Genomic DNA, 17556 nt, shown 5'->3' on the forward strand with positions numbered 1-17556 from the left:
CGTGGGGGGCCCGAGCCCATCGGCTGGGCCGCCAACCAGCTCGCCGCGCTGCGCGAGCTGCTCGGCCGCCCGCTGACGTCCTACCACCTGGTGCTCGGCTGCAGCGCGCTGCTGCTGGCGCTCGGGCTGATGATGGTGCTGTCGGCGTCGAGCATCGCGGCACTGCAGGAAACCGGGGACCCGTTCTACTGGTTCCTCAAGCAGGTCACATCGGTGGCGATCGGGCTCCCGCTGATGTGGGTCTGCTCCCGGCTGCCGCAGCGGTTCTTCCGCCTGGCCGGCTATCCGCTGATGGGCCTGGCGATCCTCGGTCTGCTGATGGTCATCTTCCTCGGCCAGGAGGTGCTGGGCGCCCAGCGGTGGATCATCATCGGCCCGTTCTCGGTCCAGCCGTCGGAGCCGGCGAAGCTGGCCCTGGTGCTGTGGGGCGCCGACCTGCTCGCGGCGCGGGCGCGCGGCGGCCGCATCGAGTGGCGCAAGCTGCTGATCCCGCTGATGCCGGGCGTGGCGCTGCTGGCCGTCCTGGTGATGCTGGGACGCGACCTCGGCACGACGCTCGTGCTCATGATGATCTTCCTGGCGCTGCTGTGGGTGGTCGGCGCGCCCGTGCGGCTGTTCGGCGGGATGCTCGCGCTGCTCGCGCTGGCGACCGCCACTATGATCATCGTCGAGCCCTACCGGCTCGGCCGCCTCACCGGCTTCATGCACGTGTGGGAGACCGCGCAGGACGAGGGGTTCCAGTCCGCCCAGGGGCTGATGGCGATCGGCTCGGGCGGCTGGTTCGGCCTGGGGCTCGGCGCGGGCCGGCAGAAGTGGAACTACGTTCCGCACGCGGAAAGCGACTTCATCTTCTCCATCCTGGGCGAGGAGCTCGGGCTGATGGGGACGCTCGTGGTGGTCGCGCTGTTCGGCCTGCTCGGGTACGCCGGGCTGCGCATCGCCATGCGGACGAAGGACCCCTTCATCCGGCTGTCGGCCGCCGCCGTCACCGCCTGGATCGCCGGGCAGGCCGTCGTCAACATCGGCGCGGTCATCGGGGTCTTCCCGGTCACCGGTATCCCGCTGCCCCTGGTGTCGTACGGCGGATCGGCGCTGCTGCCGACGCTCGCCGCGCTCGGCATGCTGGTGTCGTTCGCCAAACGGGAGCCCGGAGCGGCCGAGGCGCTGGCCGCCCGTGGCCCGGGACCGGTCGCGCGGGCTCTAAGCTGGCTTGGCCTGAACGGCCGCGCCGGGCGGCGGCCCGCGTCCTCGCGGGCATCGGCCCGGCGGCAGGCGGCCCCACAGCCGGCACGGCCACGGACGGCGCGAAGAGGAACGACGGAGGAACGGACGCGGGAGAACCCGCGAGAGCATCCGCGAGAACATCCGCGAAGACAGGGAGTGACATGAGGGTGGTCCTCGCCGGCGGCGGGACGGCCGGCCATATCGAGCCGGCGCTCGCGCTGGCCGACGCGCTTCGCCGGCTCGACCCGGGGATCGGCATCACCTGCCTCGGCACCGAGCGCGGCCTGGAGACCCGCCTGGTGCCCGCCCGGGGCTACGAGCTCGAACTCGTGCCTGCCGTGCCGCTGCCCCGATCGCTCAGCCCTCAGCTCCTCACCGTGCCGGGCCGCCTCGCCGGGGCCATCGGCAGCGCGGCGAGCATCCTCGACAAGGTCGGGGCGGACGTTCTGGTCGGTTTCGGCGGATACGTCGCCACGCCCGGCTATCTCGGCGCCCGGCGGCGTGGCGTGCCGATCGTGGTCCACGAGGCCAACCCCCGGCCCGGTCTGGCGAACCGCCTCGGCGCCCGCCTCACCGAGCGCGTCTTCACCGGCCATCCGGACGCGGTGCTCCCGAACGCCGAGTACATCGGCATCCCGCTGCGCCGCGAGATCAGCACGATGGACCGCCTGTCGATGGGCGACAAGGCGCGGTCGTACTTCGGGCTGGAGCCCGACCGGGTGACGCTGCTCGTGTTCGGCGGCTCGCAGGGCGCCCGTTCCGTCAACCAGGCGGCGCTGGAGGCCGCGCCCTACCTGCGGGCGGCGGGCGTCCAGGTGCTGCACGTGATCGGGCCCAAGAACACCGTCGAGGTGGAGCCCCCGCCGGGCGACCCGCAGTACGTGATCCTGCCGTACGTCGACCGCATGGACCTCGCCTACGCCGCGGCCGACCTCGTGCTGTCCCGCGCGGGCGCCATGACCTGCGCCGAGCTCACCGCCGTGGGGCTGCCCGCGGCGTTCGTGCCGCTGCCGCACGGCAACGGCGAGCAGCGCCTCAACGCCGAGCCCATCGTGCGGGCCGGGGGCGGCCTGATGGTCGACGACGCGAACCTGTCGGCGGCCTGGATCGTCCAGACGCTGCTGCCGATCCTGAACGACCCCGAGCGTGTGGTCGCGATGTCCGAGGCCGCATCCCGGATGGGCCGCAAGGACGCCGACATGGCGCTCGCCCGCAAGGTGCTGGAGATCGCTCACCGATGAGTCTCGTCAAGCTCGTGGATCCCGTCCCGGTGGCCGACCTGGGGCGGGTGCACTTCATCGGCGTCGGTGGTGCCGGGATGTCCGGCATCGCCCGGATCCTGCTCAAGCGGGGCGTGCCGGTGTCGGGCAGCGACGCGCGGCCCTCCGACCTGCTGACCGAGCTGCGCGAGCTGGGCGCCGTCATCCACGTCGGCCACGCCGCCTCCCACATCAGGGACGTCGACACGGTCGTGGTGTCCACCGCGATCCGCGACTCCAACCCCGAGCTGGGAGAGGCGCTGCGGCAGAACCTGCGGGTGATCCCGCGCGCGGCCGCGCTGGCGTCGGTCATGACCGGCCGCACCGGCATCGCCGTCGCCGGCACGCACGGCAAGACCACGACCACCTCGATGCTGACCGTGGCGTTGCAGAAGTGCGGCGAGGACCCGTCGTACTGCGTCGGGGGCCAGCTCGTGACGACCGGCCTCGGCGCCGACGACGGCGCGGGCGAGGTGTTCGTGGCGGAGGCCGACGAGAGCGACGGCTCGTTCCTCATGCTCGCGCCGGGCATCGCCGTGGTGACCAACGTCGAGGCCGACCACCTCGACAACTACGGAGACCCACAGGCCGTGCACGACAGTTTCGCCCGGTTCGTCGAGCGGATCGGGTCGCTGCTCGTGGTCTGCGCCGACGACCCGGGCGCCGCCGCCCTCGTGCCGGTCGCCCGTGAGCGCGGCCTCACCGTCGTCACGTACGGCGAGAGCGCGGGCGCCGACCTGCGCACGACCGGCATCGTGCCACGGGGGCTCGGGGTGGAGTTCGCCGTTGAGCTCGGCCCCGCCGCGCCGGGAGGACCCGGACGGGGCGAGGTCCGCCTCGCCGTGCCGGGCCGGCACAACGCGCTCAACGCGACCGCGGTGATCGCCGTGGCGCTCCACCTCGGCCTGCGCTTCGACGACGTCAAGGAGGGCCTGGCCGCCTTCACCGGGGCCAAACGGCGGTTCGAGTCCAAGGGCGAGGCCGCGGGCGTGACGGTCTTCGACAGCTACGCCCATCACCCGACCGAGCTGACCGCGGACCTGCGTGCCGCCCGCGACGTCGTCGCGGGCGACGGCCGGGTCATCGCGGTCTTCCAGCCGCACCTGTACTCGCGCACCCGGTTCTTCGCCGACGAGTTCGGCGCCGCGCTCGGCCTCGCCGACGAGGTGATCGTGCTGGACGTGTACGGCGCGCGCGAGGACCCCGAGCCCGGGGTCTCCGGCGCGCTCGTCGCCGGGAAGATCCCGCTTCCCGCCGAGCGGATCGTCTACGCGCCCGAGCGGCAGGCCGTGCCGGCGCTCGTCGCCGGGCGGGCCCGCGCCGGGGACATCGTGCTCACGATGGGCGCGGGAGACGTGACGGAACTCGGCCCGAAGATCGTCGCGGAGCTGTCCGCCCAGTGATCCGCCCAGTGATCCGGGCAGTGATCCGGAGCGTGGGGGACCGGTGAGGCGGGCCGTCCGGCGTTCGGCCCTCGCCACTCTGCTGACCGGCGGGGTGGTGGGCGTCGCCACGTGGGTCGTGTTCTTCTCACCCGTCCTCGGCGTGCGTGAGGTCGAGATCACCGGAAACAGCCGGATTCCCGCGGAGCAACTGCGCCAGGCCGCCGCGGTGCGCACGGGCACCCCGCTCGCCACCGTGGACCTCGCCGAGGTGGAACGGCGGCTGCGGGCGATGCGCGCGGTCGAGTCGGCCGCTGTCGACCGCGGCTGGCCGGGGACGCTGCGCATCAGCGTGGTCGAGCGCGTCCCCGCCGCCGCCGTGCCCATGGGTGCGACGACCGCGGTGATCGACCGGTACGGGGTCGTCCTGCAGCAGGTCACCGTGGTCCCGCCGCGGCTGCCGGTGCTGCGCGTCCAGCGGGCCGCCATGGACGACCCCGCCACCAGGGCAGGGCTCACCGTGCTGCAGGCGCTGCCGGAGAGCGTTCTGGAGCGGCTGCGGGAGCTGCGCGTCCCCTCGCCCCGGTCGATAACGCTCAAACTCACGGACGGCCGGACGGTCGTTTGGGGGGACGCGGGGCACTCGGCGCAGAAGGGGCGTGTCCTGCTCGCCGCCCTCGCCAAGCCCGGAAGCAGCTACGATGTCAGCTCGCCGCAGGTGGTGACGGTCAAGTGAGATATCTCACGGACCGTGAGCGCGTGATCGGGGCCCGCCCCGGAGCGGGGCATCGTGCGAAAAGGACAGCGCGCGACACGCCGGACGGCCTTGCGGCGCGGTTAGTTGACCCTGGGGGACGGGCAACCCTACTGTCCGTATCAATCCTCAGGTTGACATAACTCTAAATCTCAACTTGAGGGTGAGAGTTCAGAAGACGGCGGGCCCTGCCCGCATGAAACGCAAACGAGCGGAAAGGCCCCTCGTCGTGGCAGCACCGCAGAACTACCTCGCGGTCATCAAGGTCGTCGGCATCGGCGGCGGCGGAGTGAACGCCGTCAACCGGATGATCGAGGAGGGACTCAAGGGCGTCGAGTTCATCGCCATAAACACTGACGCCCAGGCGCTGCTGATGAGTGACGCCGACGTGAAGCTCGACGTGGGGCGCGAGCTCACCCGGGGCCTCGGTGCGGGCGCCAACCCGGAGGTGGGCCGCAAGGCCGCCGAGGACCACCGGGAGGAGATCGAGGAGGTCATCAAGGGCGCCGACATGGTCTTCGTGACCGCGGGCGAGGGCGGCGGCACCGGGACCGGCGGCGCGCCGGTCGTGGCCAGCATCGCCCGCTCGCTCGGCGCGCTCACGATAGGCGTGGTCACCCGGCCCTTCAGCTTCGAGGGCAAGCGCCGGGCCATGCAGGCCGAGGCCGGCATCGAGACCCTCCGCGAGGAGGTCGACACGCTGATCGTCATTCCGAACGACCGGCTGCTGTCGATCTCCGACCGCCAGGTGAGCGTGCTCGACGCGTTCAAGGCCGCGGATCAGGTGCTGCTGTCCGGTGTGCAGGGCATCACCGACCTCATCACCACCCCCGGTCTGATCAACCTGGACTTCGCCGACGTGAAGTCGGTCATGTCCGGCGCGGGCTCCGCCCTCATGGGGATCGGCCACGCCAGGGGCGACGACCGTTCGGTCGCCGCCGCGGAGATGGCGGTCTCCAGCCCGCTGCTGGAGGCGAGCATCGACGGCGCCCACGGTGTGCTGCTGTCCATCGCGGGCGGCTCCGACCTGGGCCTGTTCGAGATCAACGAGGCGGCCCAGCTCGTCAGCAACGCCGCCGCGCCCGACGCCAACATCATCTTCGGCACGGTCATCGACGACGCGCTCGGCGACGAGGTGCGGGTGACGGTCATCGCGGCCGGGTTCGACGAGCCGGAACCGGCCAAGTCGGTGGCCGCGCCGCTGTCGCGGCCCCAGCAGGCCCGTCCGGCGCCGGCCGCGCCCGCGGCCCGTCCCGCGCCCGCCCCGGTCAAGCCGGAGCCGCGCCCGGAGCCGGCCCAGCCGCCCGTCCGGCCGGTGAGCGCGCAGCCCGCGCCCGCCTCCGCGCAGCCGGTGAACCAGCTGCCGGTGAACCAGGCCCCGGTGAACCAGGTCCCGGTGAACCCGGTGCCGCCGCCGGCCCAGCCCGCGAGCCAGCCGGTCCAGCAGGCCGCGCCCGTGCCGCAGGCGCAGCAGGCCGAGGCGGTCACGCCGTTCCCGCGGGACGCGCAGGCCGACGGCGGGCGCGACCAGGGTGCCACCGGCCCGGTGTCGATCCCGCGGCCCACGCCCGAGCCGCCGACCCCGATCACCTCGCGGACCGCGCAGCCGGCTCCCCGGCCTCGCGTGATCTTCGAGGAGCAGGAGGAGGAGCTCGACGTGCCGGACTTCCTCAAGTGACCCTCACGACCGGGGTCGCGGTCCGTGGGTGACCGGCGCGAGGAGCTGGCGGCCGCTCTGGCCGAGGTCGAGCGGCACGTCGAGGACGCCTGCCGGGCCGCCGGCCGGTCGCGGTCGGAGATCACGCTGATCGCCGTGACGAAGACCTACCCGGCCTCCGACGTGCGGCTGCTCGCGGAGCTGGGCGTGTCGCACGTCGGCGAGAACCGCGACCAGGAGGCCGCGGCCAAGGCGGCCGAGTGCGCCGGTCTCGGCCTGACGTGGCACTTCATCGGTCAGTTACAGACCAACAAGGTCCGGTCGGTCGTCTCCTACGCCCACATGGTCCACTCGGTGGACCGTCCCCGCCTGGTGGACGCGCTCAGCCGCGAGGCCGCACGCGCCGGGCGCGAGGTGGACTGCCTGGTGCAGGTCGCACTGGACGGCGGGGCGGGACGGGGCGGCGCCGTGCCGGAGGAGGTGCCGGCGCTCGCCGCGCTCGTCGCGAAGGCGGAGGGGCTGCGGCTGCGGGGGGTCATGGCGGTCGCCCCGCTGGGGGAGGACCCGGCCGCCGCGTTCGCCCGGCTGCGGGCCGTCGCCGGGCGCGTCCGGGAGGATCATCCCGCCGCCGATGTGATATCGGCCGGGATGAGTGGAGACATCCCCCAGGCCGTGGCGAACGGCGCGACACACCTGCGAGTCGGTACGGCGTTGCTCGGCCGCAGAAAGCCCTTCGTCAGGTAATGTCCCCCAAGTGGACCATGGTGTCCGCGCACAGGTAGAGGTCGATCAGCGGTGAGCTCCAAGGGGGGTACGGCTACCGCCCTGGCCTTCCGAAGGGACCTTGAAGGCACCAGTAACGCGGAGGACGACGAGCGATGGCCGGCGCGATGCGCAAGATGGCGGTCTACCTCGGTCTCGTGGAGGACGACCGCTACGAAGACAGGTACGCGGCAGAGTACGGTACCGACGAGGAGTACGGCGACGAGGAGTACGAGTCGCCGCGGCGCGGCTTCGCCGGATCCTCGCTCCCGCACGCCGAGCCTCTGGAGCGCGAGGAGGACGCCGAGACGGCCGTCCCCGCTCCGCGTCCCCCCACAACCGTGCTGGAGCGCCGTACGACCGATCTGGCGCGCATCACCACCCTGCATCCCCGCACGTACAACGAGGCGCGGACGATCGGCGAGCACTTCCGCGAGGGCACGCCGGTCATCATGAATCTGACAGAGATGGTCGACAGCGACGCCAAGCGCCTTGTCGATTTCGCGGCAGGTCTCGTCTTTGGCCTACACGGCAGCATCGAACGTGTTACCAACAAGGTGTTCCTGTTGTCCCCCGCCAACGTTGAGGTGACCGCCGAAGACAAGGCCAGAATCGCGGAACGCGGCTTCTTCAACCAGAGCTAGAGTTCCTTACATGAACAGTGACCGGCTGAACGGTGCCCGCGCGGCCCGGGGACGGCTGGACCGAGGGGAGGCGGGGCTCGACCGTGGGGATCATTAGCGAGATCTTGGTCATCGCCCTGACCCTCTTCCTGGTTCTGCTGATCGGCAGAATGATCATAGATACGGTGCAGGCGTTCGCCCGCGCCTGGCGGCCCACCGGGGTCGTCCTGGTGCTGGCGGAGGTCGTTTACACAGTGACCGACCCGCCTCTCAAGTTCCTCCGCCGTTTCATTCCGCCCCTCAGGTTGGGTACGGTGGCCTTTGACCTGAGCTTCACAGTGCTGTTCATTGTGGTTTTGGTCTTGATCCAAGTCGTGAACGCGCTTCGTTGATCGGGTACCGTCCGACCGGACAGACTCCAAGCGCGCCAAGGAGACCCAAATGCCGTTGACGCCCGCCGATGTGCGGAACAAGCAGTTCAGTACCACCCGGCTGAGGCCGGGGTACGACGAGGAGGAGGTCGACGCGTTCCTCGACGAGGTCGAGGCAGAGCTGGACCGACTCATTCAGGAGAACGAGGAACTCCGCGCGAAGCTGGCCGAGTGCCTCAGGGGGAAGGTCCCCGGAGGCATGGGCATGCCCGGCTCCATGCAGATGGCGCCCGCCCCCGTGGCCGAGCCCAAGCCCGAGATGATGGCCCCCCAGCCGGAGCCGATCAAGCCTCCGGAGCCGGCCCGTCCCGAGCCGGTGCCCGTCGGCATGGGCCTGCCGCCCGCCGAGGACAACATGGACACCGCGGCCCGCGTGCTCGCCCTCGCCCAGCAGACGGCCGACCAGGCGATCGCCGACGCCCGTCGCGAGGCGGACGAGACCGTCACCCGCGCCCGGCGCGAGGCCGACGACATCCTCGGCAAGGCCCGCCGCCAGGCCGAGCAGATCATCGGCGACGCCCGCGCCCGCGCCGAGACGCTGGAGCGCGACGCCCAGGAGCGGCACCGCCAGGCCATGGGCACCCTGGTGCAGACCCGCGACGAGCTGGAGCGTAAGGTCGAGGAGCTGCGCAGCTTCGAGCGCGAGTACCGCAGCCGCCTCAAGCTGTACCTGGAGAACCAGCTCGCCGAGCTGAACGTCGCGGGTGAGGGCAGCGGAGGCTTCCCGATCGTGGGTGCCGCCCCGGCCATGGCCCACGCCGTCGCCCCCGCTCCCCAGCAGATGACCGCCGCCCCCAACCCGTTCGGCCAGGAGCCCGCGCAGCACTCCGGCGCCTTCCCCGGACCCGACGGCCCCCACAACGACCGCCGGTAAGTAGTGACGGGTCCCCGCAGGGACCCGGTAGCTCGGAGAACCCCCCGTGATCCTCATCAGTGCCGCCCTGGTCCTCGCCGCAATCGTCCTGCTCATCGCAGGTGTCGTGCTGGGGACGCCCCTTCTAGTGATGTGGTCGATCGTCGTCAGCGTGCTGTCGGCGGTCTGTCTGCTGATCGGGGCACTGCTGAGGCGCCACGAGCTGTTCCCGGCCGGCGGGCGTGCCGCCGCCGAGGGAACGGCCCCCACCCCCCAGGGTTCGTCCGTGCCCCAGCTCGCGCACGTCGGTGCCGTGAGCGGGGCGTACGGCGGAGCCCTCGCCGGGGCACCGGCGCATCCGGTGGCGACGCCCATGGTGGCGGCACCGCCGGTCACGCATCACGGGGCACTGCCCCCCCAGACCTTCCCGTCCCCGGCCCCTCAGCCGACGGCACCGATCACGCGGCCGCCGGCCGGCCTCGGGCGCGGCCTCGCCCCCGACGCGATCGTTCTCGTGATCCCCGGGCGCAAGCGTTTCCACCTGGCCACGTGCCGGCAGCTCGCCGGGCGTAAGACCGAGGAGCTCACGCACGAGGAGGCCCGCGAGGAGGGCTTCACCCCCTGCACCACCTGCCTCCCCGAGACCTCCGCCCGTACGGTGGGGCCGGAGGAGCCCGCACTCCGCGGCGACCCGGTCCGCGAGGACCCCATCCGCGACGACGCGGTCCGTGACGAGAGCCTGCGCGCCGAAGCCGCTCCCACGACCGCCACGCCGACCATCACGCCTCCAGCCGGGACCTCCGGCACGACCGGCCAGGAACCGCCCCGTCCCACGTCCGCTGATCGCGAGCCGCCCGTCGTGCGGTTCCCTCAGCCCGGCGTCCCGGGGCCACGCCTGCCCGAGTCGTCCGTCTCAGAGTCGTCCGTTCCCGGTGTCTCAGGCGCTGTCGCGGGTGTCACCGCGTCCGGTCCCGCCGGTCCCGCCGCGGCCGGCCCGTCCGCACCGGCCGGGGACAAGCAGCCGTCCGACGGCAAGCAGTCCGACGGCAAGCAGTCCGAGTCCTCCGGCGAAGCGCGGGACGAGCCTCGTGAGACGCCGCGGAAGGCGCCCGGGGACGGCGACGCCGCAGCCGAGACGGACGCAATCGCCGCTCCGGAGGGCGAGACGGCCACCGAGGGCGACGCCGCTACCGATGGTGACGGCCACACGCCGGTGGACTGGTTCGGCCGGGGCGCGTCACAGTCGTCCGGCTTGAAGGCGCCGGAGCCTGCCGCAGCCGAGCCGACGTCCTCGCCTTCCGCCGCGTCTTCGGGGTCGCCTTCGCAGTCGTCTTCCGGGTCGCCGTCGGGATCCCCCGCGCCGTCCAGGCCTTCTGCCACGTCATGGTCCGCACCGGCCTGGTCTCCGCCGGCGGCAGGATCGGCGTCGGGCCGGACGGACGACGAGACGGACGACTCCCTGACCGACACCGCGGAGCACGACTGGTTCAGGCCCGGCGCCTCCCGGCCGTGGGACCCCGCACGCTCCACGGGCGCCGCCGGTGAGGCGGCGAAGGACGCGCCGTCGTCGGGAGACGGTGAGCCGGGTGCGACGGCGACGGGGAAGAAGGCCCCCGCATCGGCTCCGGCCTCGTCGAAGAAGGCTCCCTCCTCCCGGGCGGAGGACGAGCAGGCCGGCGACGACCATGCCCGTGACGACCAGGGCGACTCCGGCGCGGACGCGAAAGCCGCGTCCCGCGTGGAGGGTGCTCCCACGTCCCCGCGTACGGGGACAGGAAAGCCGGTGGAGCCGGCAGAGACCCGCGAATCCGGGCGCGCCGGATTCGCGGCCTCGGCCGGCTCCACCTCCGGCAGGTCAGCCGTCGGCAAGGCCGCGGAGGAAAGCACCGGGAAGAGCACAGGGAAGAACACCGCCACGGCCGATGTGCCGGCCGCGGGGAAGGCTCGCGAGGCGTCCTCTTCCGATGCCGGCGAGTCCGATGCGCCGCGTTCCTCTGCTACCGGGGGCGCGCGGGGAGCCGAAGGACCCACGCGGACGGCGCCTGACGACGCGGACACGCCCGGTCCCGGCACGACGCTGTCCGGCCCGGGCGGCGCGGTCAAGGGCGGCGCTGAGAAGGGTGGCGCTGAGAAGGGTGGCGCTGAGAAGGGTGGCGCTGACAAGGGCGGCGCGGCCCGGAGCGGGTCCGGTGCCGACGGCGGCGCCGCCGGGGGAACGCCGGTGCAGGTCATCGTCGGAACGCGTCGCTACCACAACCGCAGCTGCCCCCTCGTCAAGGGTGTGGACGACGGCGGCGTCGAGACGATGACGCGGGCCGAGGCCGACGAGGCCGGCCTCACCCCCTGCTCGGTCTGCCAGAACGACCGCTGACGCGCTCCCGGCCCGCCAGGCTGGGAAATGCCGCCCGTGGCCGTGTCATGCGGATCGGGCCCTACGCTGGAGGCGTGCGACGCCGGCAGAAGGCGTACCTGCTGATGATGGGCACGTGCCTCACGCTGTTCGTGCTGGCCGGCGCCGTCGTCCGGATGTTCTCGACCACCGCGGCGATCGTGATGTTCGTGGTGGCACTGGTGATCCCGCCGTTCGCCGTCATCGTGGCGAACCGTCGCGACGACGACCATGACGACCATGACGAGTGACGCCTCGGTCACGAGGGCGGTTCGGGCGGACCGCGGTTTCACGGATACGTCGGTGGGGCCGGTTGGCGACCGGCCCCACCGACGTGGTGTCAGGCCTTGCTGAGGCGGAAGGACAGCCCGAGGTCGGTGTCCTCGTGGACCGGCAGGTCCTCGTCCGGGGCGCCCTCGGTGACGCTGGAGGCGAGCACCTCGTCGGCGACGGCGTCGCCGCCCTCGCGCAGCGCCTCGGCCAGCTCGCCGTCGGCCGACCACCACAGGTGGATGCGGTCGGTGATGGACAACCCGGTGGACTTGCGGGCCTCCTGGACGAGCCGGACCACGTCGCGGACCAGGCCGGCCCGGCGCAGCTCGTCGGTGATCGCCAGGTCCAGCGCCACGGTCTCGCCGGTGCCGGTGTCCACCGCGCCGGTCTCGACGGCCCAGCCCGACTTGGGCTGCTCGGTCACGATCACGTCGTCCGCGCCCAGCTCCACCGTGCCCAGCTCCCCGGCCTCGACCGTCGCGGACCCGTCCGCGCGCAGGGCGCGGGCCAGCTCCGCGGGGTCGGCGGCCGACACGGCCGCGGCGACGAGCTTGGTCTGCGACCCGAAGCGCTTGCCGAGGCTGCGGAAGTTGGGCTTGACCGTGAACGTCACGAGGTCGGCGGAGAACCCGGACAGGTCCTCCAGCCGCTGCACGTTGAGCTCGTCGGCGATCAGGTCGCGCAGCTCGCCGGGGAGTGCGGCCCAGCCGGGGGCGCCGACCAGGGCGCGGCCGAGCGGCTGACGGGTCTTGACCGACGACGAGGCACGCGCCGACCGGCCCAGCTCCACGAGCCGGCGCACCAGCGCCATCCGCTCCGACAGCTCGGGGTCGAGCAGCGCGGTGTTCACCTCCGGCCAGGTCGCCAGATGGACCGAGGCCGGGGCGTCCGGGTCGCGCAGCACGTCCCACAGGTAGTCGGTGAGGAACGGCACGAGCGGGGCCATGAGCCGGGTGACGGTCTCCAGGCACTCGTACAGCGTGGCGAAGGCCGACTCCTCACCGGACCAGAAGCGGCGGCGCGAGCGGCGGACGTACCAGTTGGACAGGTCGTCCAGGAACTCGGTGAGCCGGCGGCCCGCCCGGGCGGTGTCGAACTCCTCCATCGAGGCGGTGACGTCGGCCACCGTGCGGTGCAGCTCCGCAAGCGCCCACCGGTCGATCAGCGGCCGCTCGGCGTACGCCGGGGCCTCGGTCATCCGGGCCGGCGACCACGACTCGGCGTTGGCGTAGAGCGTGAAGAACGACGCGGTGTTCCAGTAGGTCAGCAGGACCTTCCGGACGATCTCCTCCAGCGCGGCGTGACCGATCCTGCGCGGCGCCCAGGGAGACCCGGAGGTGGCCATGTACCAGCGCAGGGCGTCGGCGCCGTGCTGGTCCATGAGCGGCATCGGCCGCAGCACGTTGCCCAGGTGCTTGCTCATCTTGCGGCCGTCCTCGGCGAGGATCAGGCCGAGGCAGAGCACGTTCTCGTACGACGACCGGCCGAACACCAGCGTGCCGACGGTCATCATCGAGTAGAACCAGCCGCGGGTCTGGTCGATCGCCTCGCAGATGAACTGGCCCGGGAACGAGCTCTCGAAGACGTCCTTGTTGACCAGCGGGGCGCCCCACTGGGCGAACGGCATGGCGCCCGAGTCGTACCAGACGTCGATGACGTCGGGCACGCGCCGAGCCTCGGCCCCGCAGGCGGAGCAGGGGAAGGTCACGTCGTCGACGAACGGGCGGTGCGGGTCGAGGCCGGTCAGGTCCTGGCCGGCGAGCTCACCCAGCTCCTTCAGCGAGCCGACGCACGTGACGTGGTCCTCGTTCTCCGAGCAGACCCACAGCGGCAGCGGGGTGCCCCAGTAGCGGGACCGCGACAGCGCCCAGTCGACGTTGTTACGCAGCCACTCGCCGTAGCGGCCGTGCTTGATCGTCTCGGGGAACCAGTTGGTGCGCTCGTTCTCCGCGAGGAGCTGCTCCTTGATCGCGGTGGTCCTGATGTACCAGGACGGGAGCGCGTAGTACAGAAGCGGGGTGTGGCAGCGCCAGCAGTGCGGGTAGCTGTGCTCGAAGTGCTCGCCGCGGAACAGCAGCCCGCGCTCGCGCAGGTTCTCCGTCAGCGGCTCGTCGGCGTCCTTGAAGAACAGGCCGCCGACGAACGGCACGTCGGGCAGGAAGCGCCCGTCCGGGCCGATCGGGTTGACCACCGGCAGGCCGTAGCGCTTGCAGACGGTCATGTCGTCGGCGCCGAAGGCGGGGGCCTGGTGGACCAGGCCGGTGCCGTCCTCGACCGTGACGTACGTGCCGAGCACGACGTAGTGGGCGCCCTCGATGTCCACGAGGTCGAAGGGGCGGCGGTAGGGCGTGTGCTCCAGCTCGGAGCCCTGGTAGGTGGCCAGCACCTCGGCGTCCTCGCCGAGGACCCGCCGCAGCAGCGGCTCGGCCACCACCAGCACCTCGTCGCCGCGCCGGGCCGCGACGTACGTCACGTCGGGGTGCACGGCCACCGCGGTGTTGGACACCAGGGTCCAGGGAGTGGTGGTCCAGATGAGCAGCGAGGCGCCCAGCTCGGCCAGCGGGCCGGAGACGACGGGCATGCGGACGTACACCGACGGGCTGGAGACGGTCTCGTAGCCGCCGGGCTGGCCGAGCTCGTGGTCGGACAGGCCGGTGCCGCAGCGGGGACAGTAGGGCGTGATCCGGTGGTCGCGGAAGAGCAGGCCCTTGTCCCAGACGGTCTTGAGCGACCACCACACGGCCTCGACGTACTGGGGGTCCATGGTGCGGTAGGCCTGGGACATGTCGACCCAGTAGCCCATCCGCTCGGTCATCTCCTCGAACGCGTCGACGTTCCGCAGCACCGACTCGCGGCAGCGCGCGTTGAACTCGGCGATGCCGTACGACTCGATCTCGGGCTTGCCGGACAGGCCGAGTTCCTTCTCGACGGCGACCTCGACGGGCAGGCCGTGGCAGTCCCATCCGGCCTTGCGTGGGACGTGGTAGCCGCGCATCGACTTGTAGCGGGGGAAGACGTCCTTGAAGACGCGGGCCTCGACGTGGTGCACGCCGGGCATGCCGTTGGCGGTGGGCGGGCCCTCGAAGAACACCCAGGACGGGCCGCCGGCGTTCTGCTCCAGCGAGCGCTCGAAAACCTTCCCGTCCCGCCAGCGTTCGAGGGTCTCGTGTTCGAGGGCCGGCAGGTCGACCTGCGCGGGAAGTGAGCGGAAATAGTGGGAAGACATCGTCGGGCGGGACCTCCACGCGGTGGCTGTGACAGCTGCTGACATGGCGTGAAGGGACGAAGCCGCCGGACGGCTCCGCGGTACCACCCTTCTTGACGTCCGGACCGACGGCCGGGCGCCCTCTCGTTTTCCTCCGCTGCCGGGTCTACTCGGCCTGACGGCCTTTCTTCCGGCGGCTCCGGGGTGATCTTCCCTACGCGGCCCGCCCCGGGCTCACACCGTCCCCGGGTCGCTGAGCGGGCGGTTGCGGAGGTACTCGTCCCCATCAACGCCTTGCAGACTATGACGATAACGCAACCAGGCCGGAAGGGCTTCCCGATATGCGCGTGACGATCCGAGTGAGACCCGGTTCATCGCGGGAATACGTGGGAGGAGCGTACGGAGACTCCGTGGTTTCTGAGCGGGTACGCGGGAGTAGGCGGGGGGCGGGGGAGGCCCGGCGGGCCGTCGCTGCAGCCGTTCGGGGGGCCCGGGGCGCGTGCGCGTGCCGCCCGCGGAGGCAGGCGCCGACGTCGTCCGGCGGCACCGATCCCTCGCGATTGATCAAAATAGGGGGCGATGAGGAGGAACTGGCCGAATGCGTCACCCGGGTACGGGTGGGGTAAAAGCCTCGGCGAGTCCGTTGCCGATCCGTTATCGGCGACTTATTCTGCCCGGACCGGCTCGATGTGCACCCTGCTCGGAAGATTCCGGGGCTCGAAGGGTCCGGGACTGCAGATTCCGGAGCTCGAAGGGCTCCGGGCTCGAAGGGTCCGGGGGCTCGCAGGCCCCGGGGCTCGAACGTTCATGGGCGAAGGGGAGGCCCGCAATGACGACGCGCACGGCGAGAACCGCCATCAGTGACGACGTCTGGTCCGACGAGGAGCTCGCCGAGGTCCATGAGCGGCTGCGGCACGAGATCGAGGAGTTGCGCGCCGACATCGCCAGGGCGGAGGAACAGCTCGCGTCCGGGGACGTGAGCCAGGGCGCGGGGGACGATCCGGCTGATGCCGGGGCCAAGACGTATGAGCGTGAGCGCGAGATCGCCCTTACCCTGAATGCGCGCGACCTGCTCGCGCAGAACGAGCGGGCGATCGCCCGCGTCGAGGCGGGGACTTACGGAGAGTGCGAATCGTGCCACAAGCCGATCGGCAAGGATCGCCTGCGGGCCTTCCCGAGGGCGACGCTGTGCGTAGCGTGCAAGCAGCGGGAGGAGCGCCGCTGAGCGGTGGTGCGGCGAGGCCCGGCCGCGCGCGGCGGATCGCCCTTCTCGTCGTCGTGGCCGCGGTCGTCTACGCGCTCGACCAGGTCAGCAAGTACCTCGTCGTGGAGTTCCTGGAGCACGAGGAGCCCCTCACCGTCGTGCCAGGGGCACTGGTGCTGACCGTGATCCGCAACGCCGGCGCCGCCTTCAGCATCGGCACCGGCATGACGATCGTGTTCACCGTGATCGCGCTGGCCGTCGTCGTCGCGATCCTGCGCACGGCGCGGAAGTTGCACAGCCTGCCCTGGGCGATCACGCTCGGCCTGCTGCTCGGCGGCGCGGTCGGCAACCTGACCGACCGGATCTTCCGTTGGCCGGCCCCGTTCCAGGGGCACGTGGTCGACTTCATCCAGGTGTTCCCGGCCACCCGGTTCCCGGTGTTCAACCTCGCCGACTCGGCCATCGTGTGCGGCGGCGTGCTCGCCGTGTTCCTCGCCTGGCGCGGCTACCAGATCGACGGCACCCGCCAGACGGAACCGGGCGAGGACCGTGCGGAGGACCGGGCGCAGGATCGGGCGCAGGAGCAGACAGAGGAGCGGGCCGATGGGTGACCAGCGCAGCCTGCCCGTGCCGGACGGCCTGGAGGGCGAGCGCCTCGACGCGGCCCTGGCCCGGCTGTTCGGCTTCTCCCGCACCCGCGCGGCCGAACTGATCGCCTCGGGGGACGTGCTCGTCGACGGCGCCGTGCCGGCCAAGTCCGACCGCGTCCACGCCGGGGCCTGGCTGGACGTCACGATCCCGCCGCCGCCCGCCGCGCCGATGCCCGTGGCCGAGCCCGTGCCCGGCATGACGATCCTGTACGAGGACGACGACGTCGTCGTGGTGAGCAAGCCGATCGGCGTGGCGGCGCACCCCACCGTCGGCTGGACCGGCCCCACCGTGATCGGCGGCCTGCTCGGCGGCGGCCACCGGGTGTCCACGAGCGGCGCGGCCGAGCGGCAGGGCATCGTCCACCGGCTCGACGCCAACACCACCGGCGTCATGGTCGTCGCCAAGAGCGAGCGGGCCTACTCCCATCTCAAGCGGGCGTTCAAGGAACGCACGGTCGACAAGCGCTACCACGCGCTCGTTCAGGGGCACATGGACCCGCTGCGGGGCACCGTGGACGCGCCGATCGACCGGCACCCGTCGGGCGACGGGCGCTTCGCGGTGGTGGCCGGGGGCAAGGACTCGGTCACGCACTACGACACGGTCGAGGCGTTCCGGGCGGCCTCGCTGCTCGACATCAAGCTGGAGACCGGCAGGACCCACCAGATCCGGGTGCACATGGCCGCGCTCAGGCACCCGTGCGTGGGAGACATGCTGTACGGCGCCGACCCCACCCTCGCCGCCCGCCTCGGGGTGAGCCGGCAGTGGCTGCACGCCGTCTCGCTGTCGTTCGAGCACCCCGCGACGGGGGAGTGGATGACCTTCGCCAGCGACTACCCCCCGGACCTGGCCCGGGCACTGGAGATCCTCTCCGACGAGGGCTGACGCGGCG

The 17556-nt window shown here is 72.1% G+C and carries 15 protein-coding genes; 14 read left to right on the forward strand and 1 reads right to left on the reverse strand.

What is annotated here, in order from left to right:
* The first annotated feature begins 18 nt into the window (after window positions 1–18).
* From ftsW to ACQPZZ_RS14885, 11 genes are all read left to right on the forward strand, one after another.
* Window positions 19–1389, forward strand: coding sequence for a putative lipid II flippase FtsW (gene ftsW, locus ACQPZZ_RS14835; RefSeq protein ID WP_432934391.1), 1371 nt, complete (start codon window positions 19–21; stop codon window positions 1387–1389).
* A complete protein-coding gene (gene murG, locus ACQPZZ_RS14840; RefSeq protein WP_432932456.1) occupies window positions 1386–2465 on the forward strand; it encodes an undecaprenyldiphospho-muramoylpentapeptide beta-N-acetylglucosaminyltransferase in 1080 nt (359 codons plus the stop codon). Before ftsW ends, murG begins: the two co-directional genes overlap by 4 nt.
* Entirely contained in the window at window positions 2462–3886 is a 1425-nt protein-coding gene (gene murC / locus ACQPZZ_RS14845; RefSeq protein ID WP_432932458.1) for a UDP-N-acetylmuramate--L-alanine ligase, read from the forward strand. Before murG ends, murC begins: the two co-directional genes overlap by 4 nt.
* A 43-nt stretch (window positions 3887–3929) precedes the next feature.
* Complete coding sequence (locus ACQPZZ_RS14850; RefSeq protein WP_432932460.1) at window positions 3930–4601, forward strand: cell division protein FtsQ/DivIB; 672 nt, start codon at window positions 3930–3932, stop codon at window positions 4599–4601.
* Between the two features lie 247 nt (window positions 4602–4848).
* Window positions 4849–6297, forward strand: coding sequence for a cell division protein FtsZ (gene ftsZ, locus ACQPZZ_RS14855; protein ID WP_363636784.1), 1449 nt, complete (start codon window positions 4849–4851; stop codon window positions 6295–6297).
* 24 nt (window positions 6298–6321) lie between these two features.
* Window positions 6322–7020, forward strand: a complete 699-nt coding sequence (locus tag ACQPZZ_RS14860; RefSeq protein ID WP_432932462.1) for a YggS family pyridoxal phosphate-dependent enzyme — start codon at window positions 6322–6324, stop codon at window positions 7018–7020.
* Between the two features lie 134 nt (window positions 7021–7154).
* Window positions 7155–7682, forward strand: coding sequence for a cell division protein SepF (locus ACQPZZ_RS14865; protein ID WP_432932464.1), 528 nt, complete (start codon window positions 7155–7157; stop codon window positions 7680–7682).
* Between the two features lie 83 nt (window positions 7683–7765).
* On the forward strand, window positions 7766–8053 hold the full coding sequence (locus tag ACQPZZ_RS14870) for a YggT family protein (protein WP_030509057.1): 288 nt from the start codon (window positions 7766–7768) through the stop codon (window positions 8051–8053).
* Between the two features lie 49 nt (window positions 8054–8102).
* On the forward strand, window positions 8103–8966 hold the full coding sequence (locus ACQPZZ_RS14875) for a DivIVA domain-containing protein (RefSeq protein ID WP_363636777.1): 864 nt from the start codon (window positions 8103–8105) through the stop codon (window positions 8964–8966).
* A gap of 46 nt (window positions 8967–9012) precedes the next feature.
* The gene (locus tag ACQPZZ_RS14880) at window positions 9013–11316 is read left to right on the forward strand and encodes a hypothetical protein (protein WP_432932467.1); all 2304 of its coding nucleotides are present in this window, start codon (window positions 9013–9015) and stop codon (window positions 11314–11316) included.
* Between the two features lie 74 nt (window positions 11317–11390).
* A complete protein-coding gene (locus ACQPZZ_RS14885) occupies window positions 11391–11585 on the forward strand; it encodes a DUF3099 domain-containing protein (protein ID WP_432932468.1) in 195 nt (64 codons plus the stop codon).
* An 89-nt stretch (window positions 11586–11674) separates the two neighbouring features.
* On the opposite strand, the gene ileS is transcribed toward ACQPZZ_RS14885, so the two are convergent.
* Window positions 11675–14833: an isoleucine--tRNA ligase gene (ileS, locus tag ACQPZZ_RS14890; protein ID WP_432932470.1), complete on the reverse strand. Its 3159-nt coding sequence runs from the start codon at window positions 14831–14833 to the stop codon at window positions 11675–11677.
* A gap of 808 nt (window positions 14834–15641) precedes the next feature.
* On the opposite strand from ileS, the gene ACQPZZ_RS14895 reads away from it, so the two are divergent.
* Genes ACQPZZ_RS14895 through ACQPZZ_RS14905 form a run of 3 tightly spaced genes read left to right on the forward strand, consistent with a single transcriptional unit; the run spans window position 15642 to window position 17549 of the window.
* On the forward strand, window positions 15642–16037 hold the full coding sequence (locus tag ACQPZZ_RS14895) for a TraR/DksA family transcriptional regulator (RefSeq protein ID WP_363636771.1): 396 nt from the start codon (window positions 15642–15644) through the stop codon (window positions 16035–16037).
* On the forward strand, window positions 16001–16627 hold the full coding sequence (gene lspA, locus ACQPZZ_RS14900) for a signal peptidase II (protein WP_432932473.1): 627 nt from the start codon (window positions 16001–16003) through the stop codon (window positions 16625–16627). Before ACQPZZ_RS14895 ends, lspA begins: the two co-directional genes overlap by 37 nt.
* Window positions 16620–17549, forward strand: a complete 930-nt coding sequence (locus ACQPZZ_RS14905) for an RluA family pseudouridine synthase (RefSeq protein ID WP_432932475.1) — start codon at window positions 16620–16622, stop codon at window positions 17547–17549. The genes lspA and ACQPZZ_RS14905 overlap by 8 nt, the downstream gene beginning before the upstream one ends.
* Window positions 17550–17556: the final 7 nt, after the last annotated feature.

Source organism: Microbispora sp. CA-135349 (assembly GCF_050947365.1).
GTDB lineage: Bacteria > Actinomycetota > Actinomycetes > Streptosporangiales > Streptosporangiaceae > Microbispora.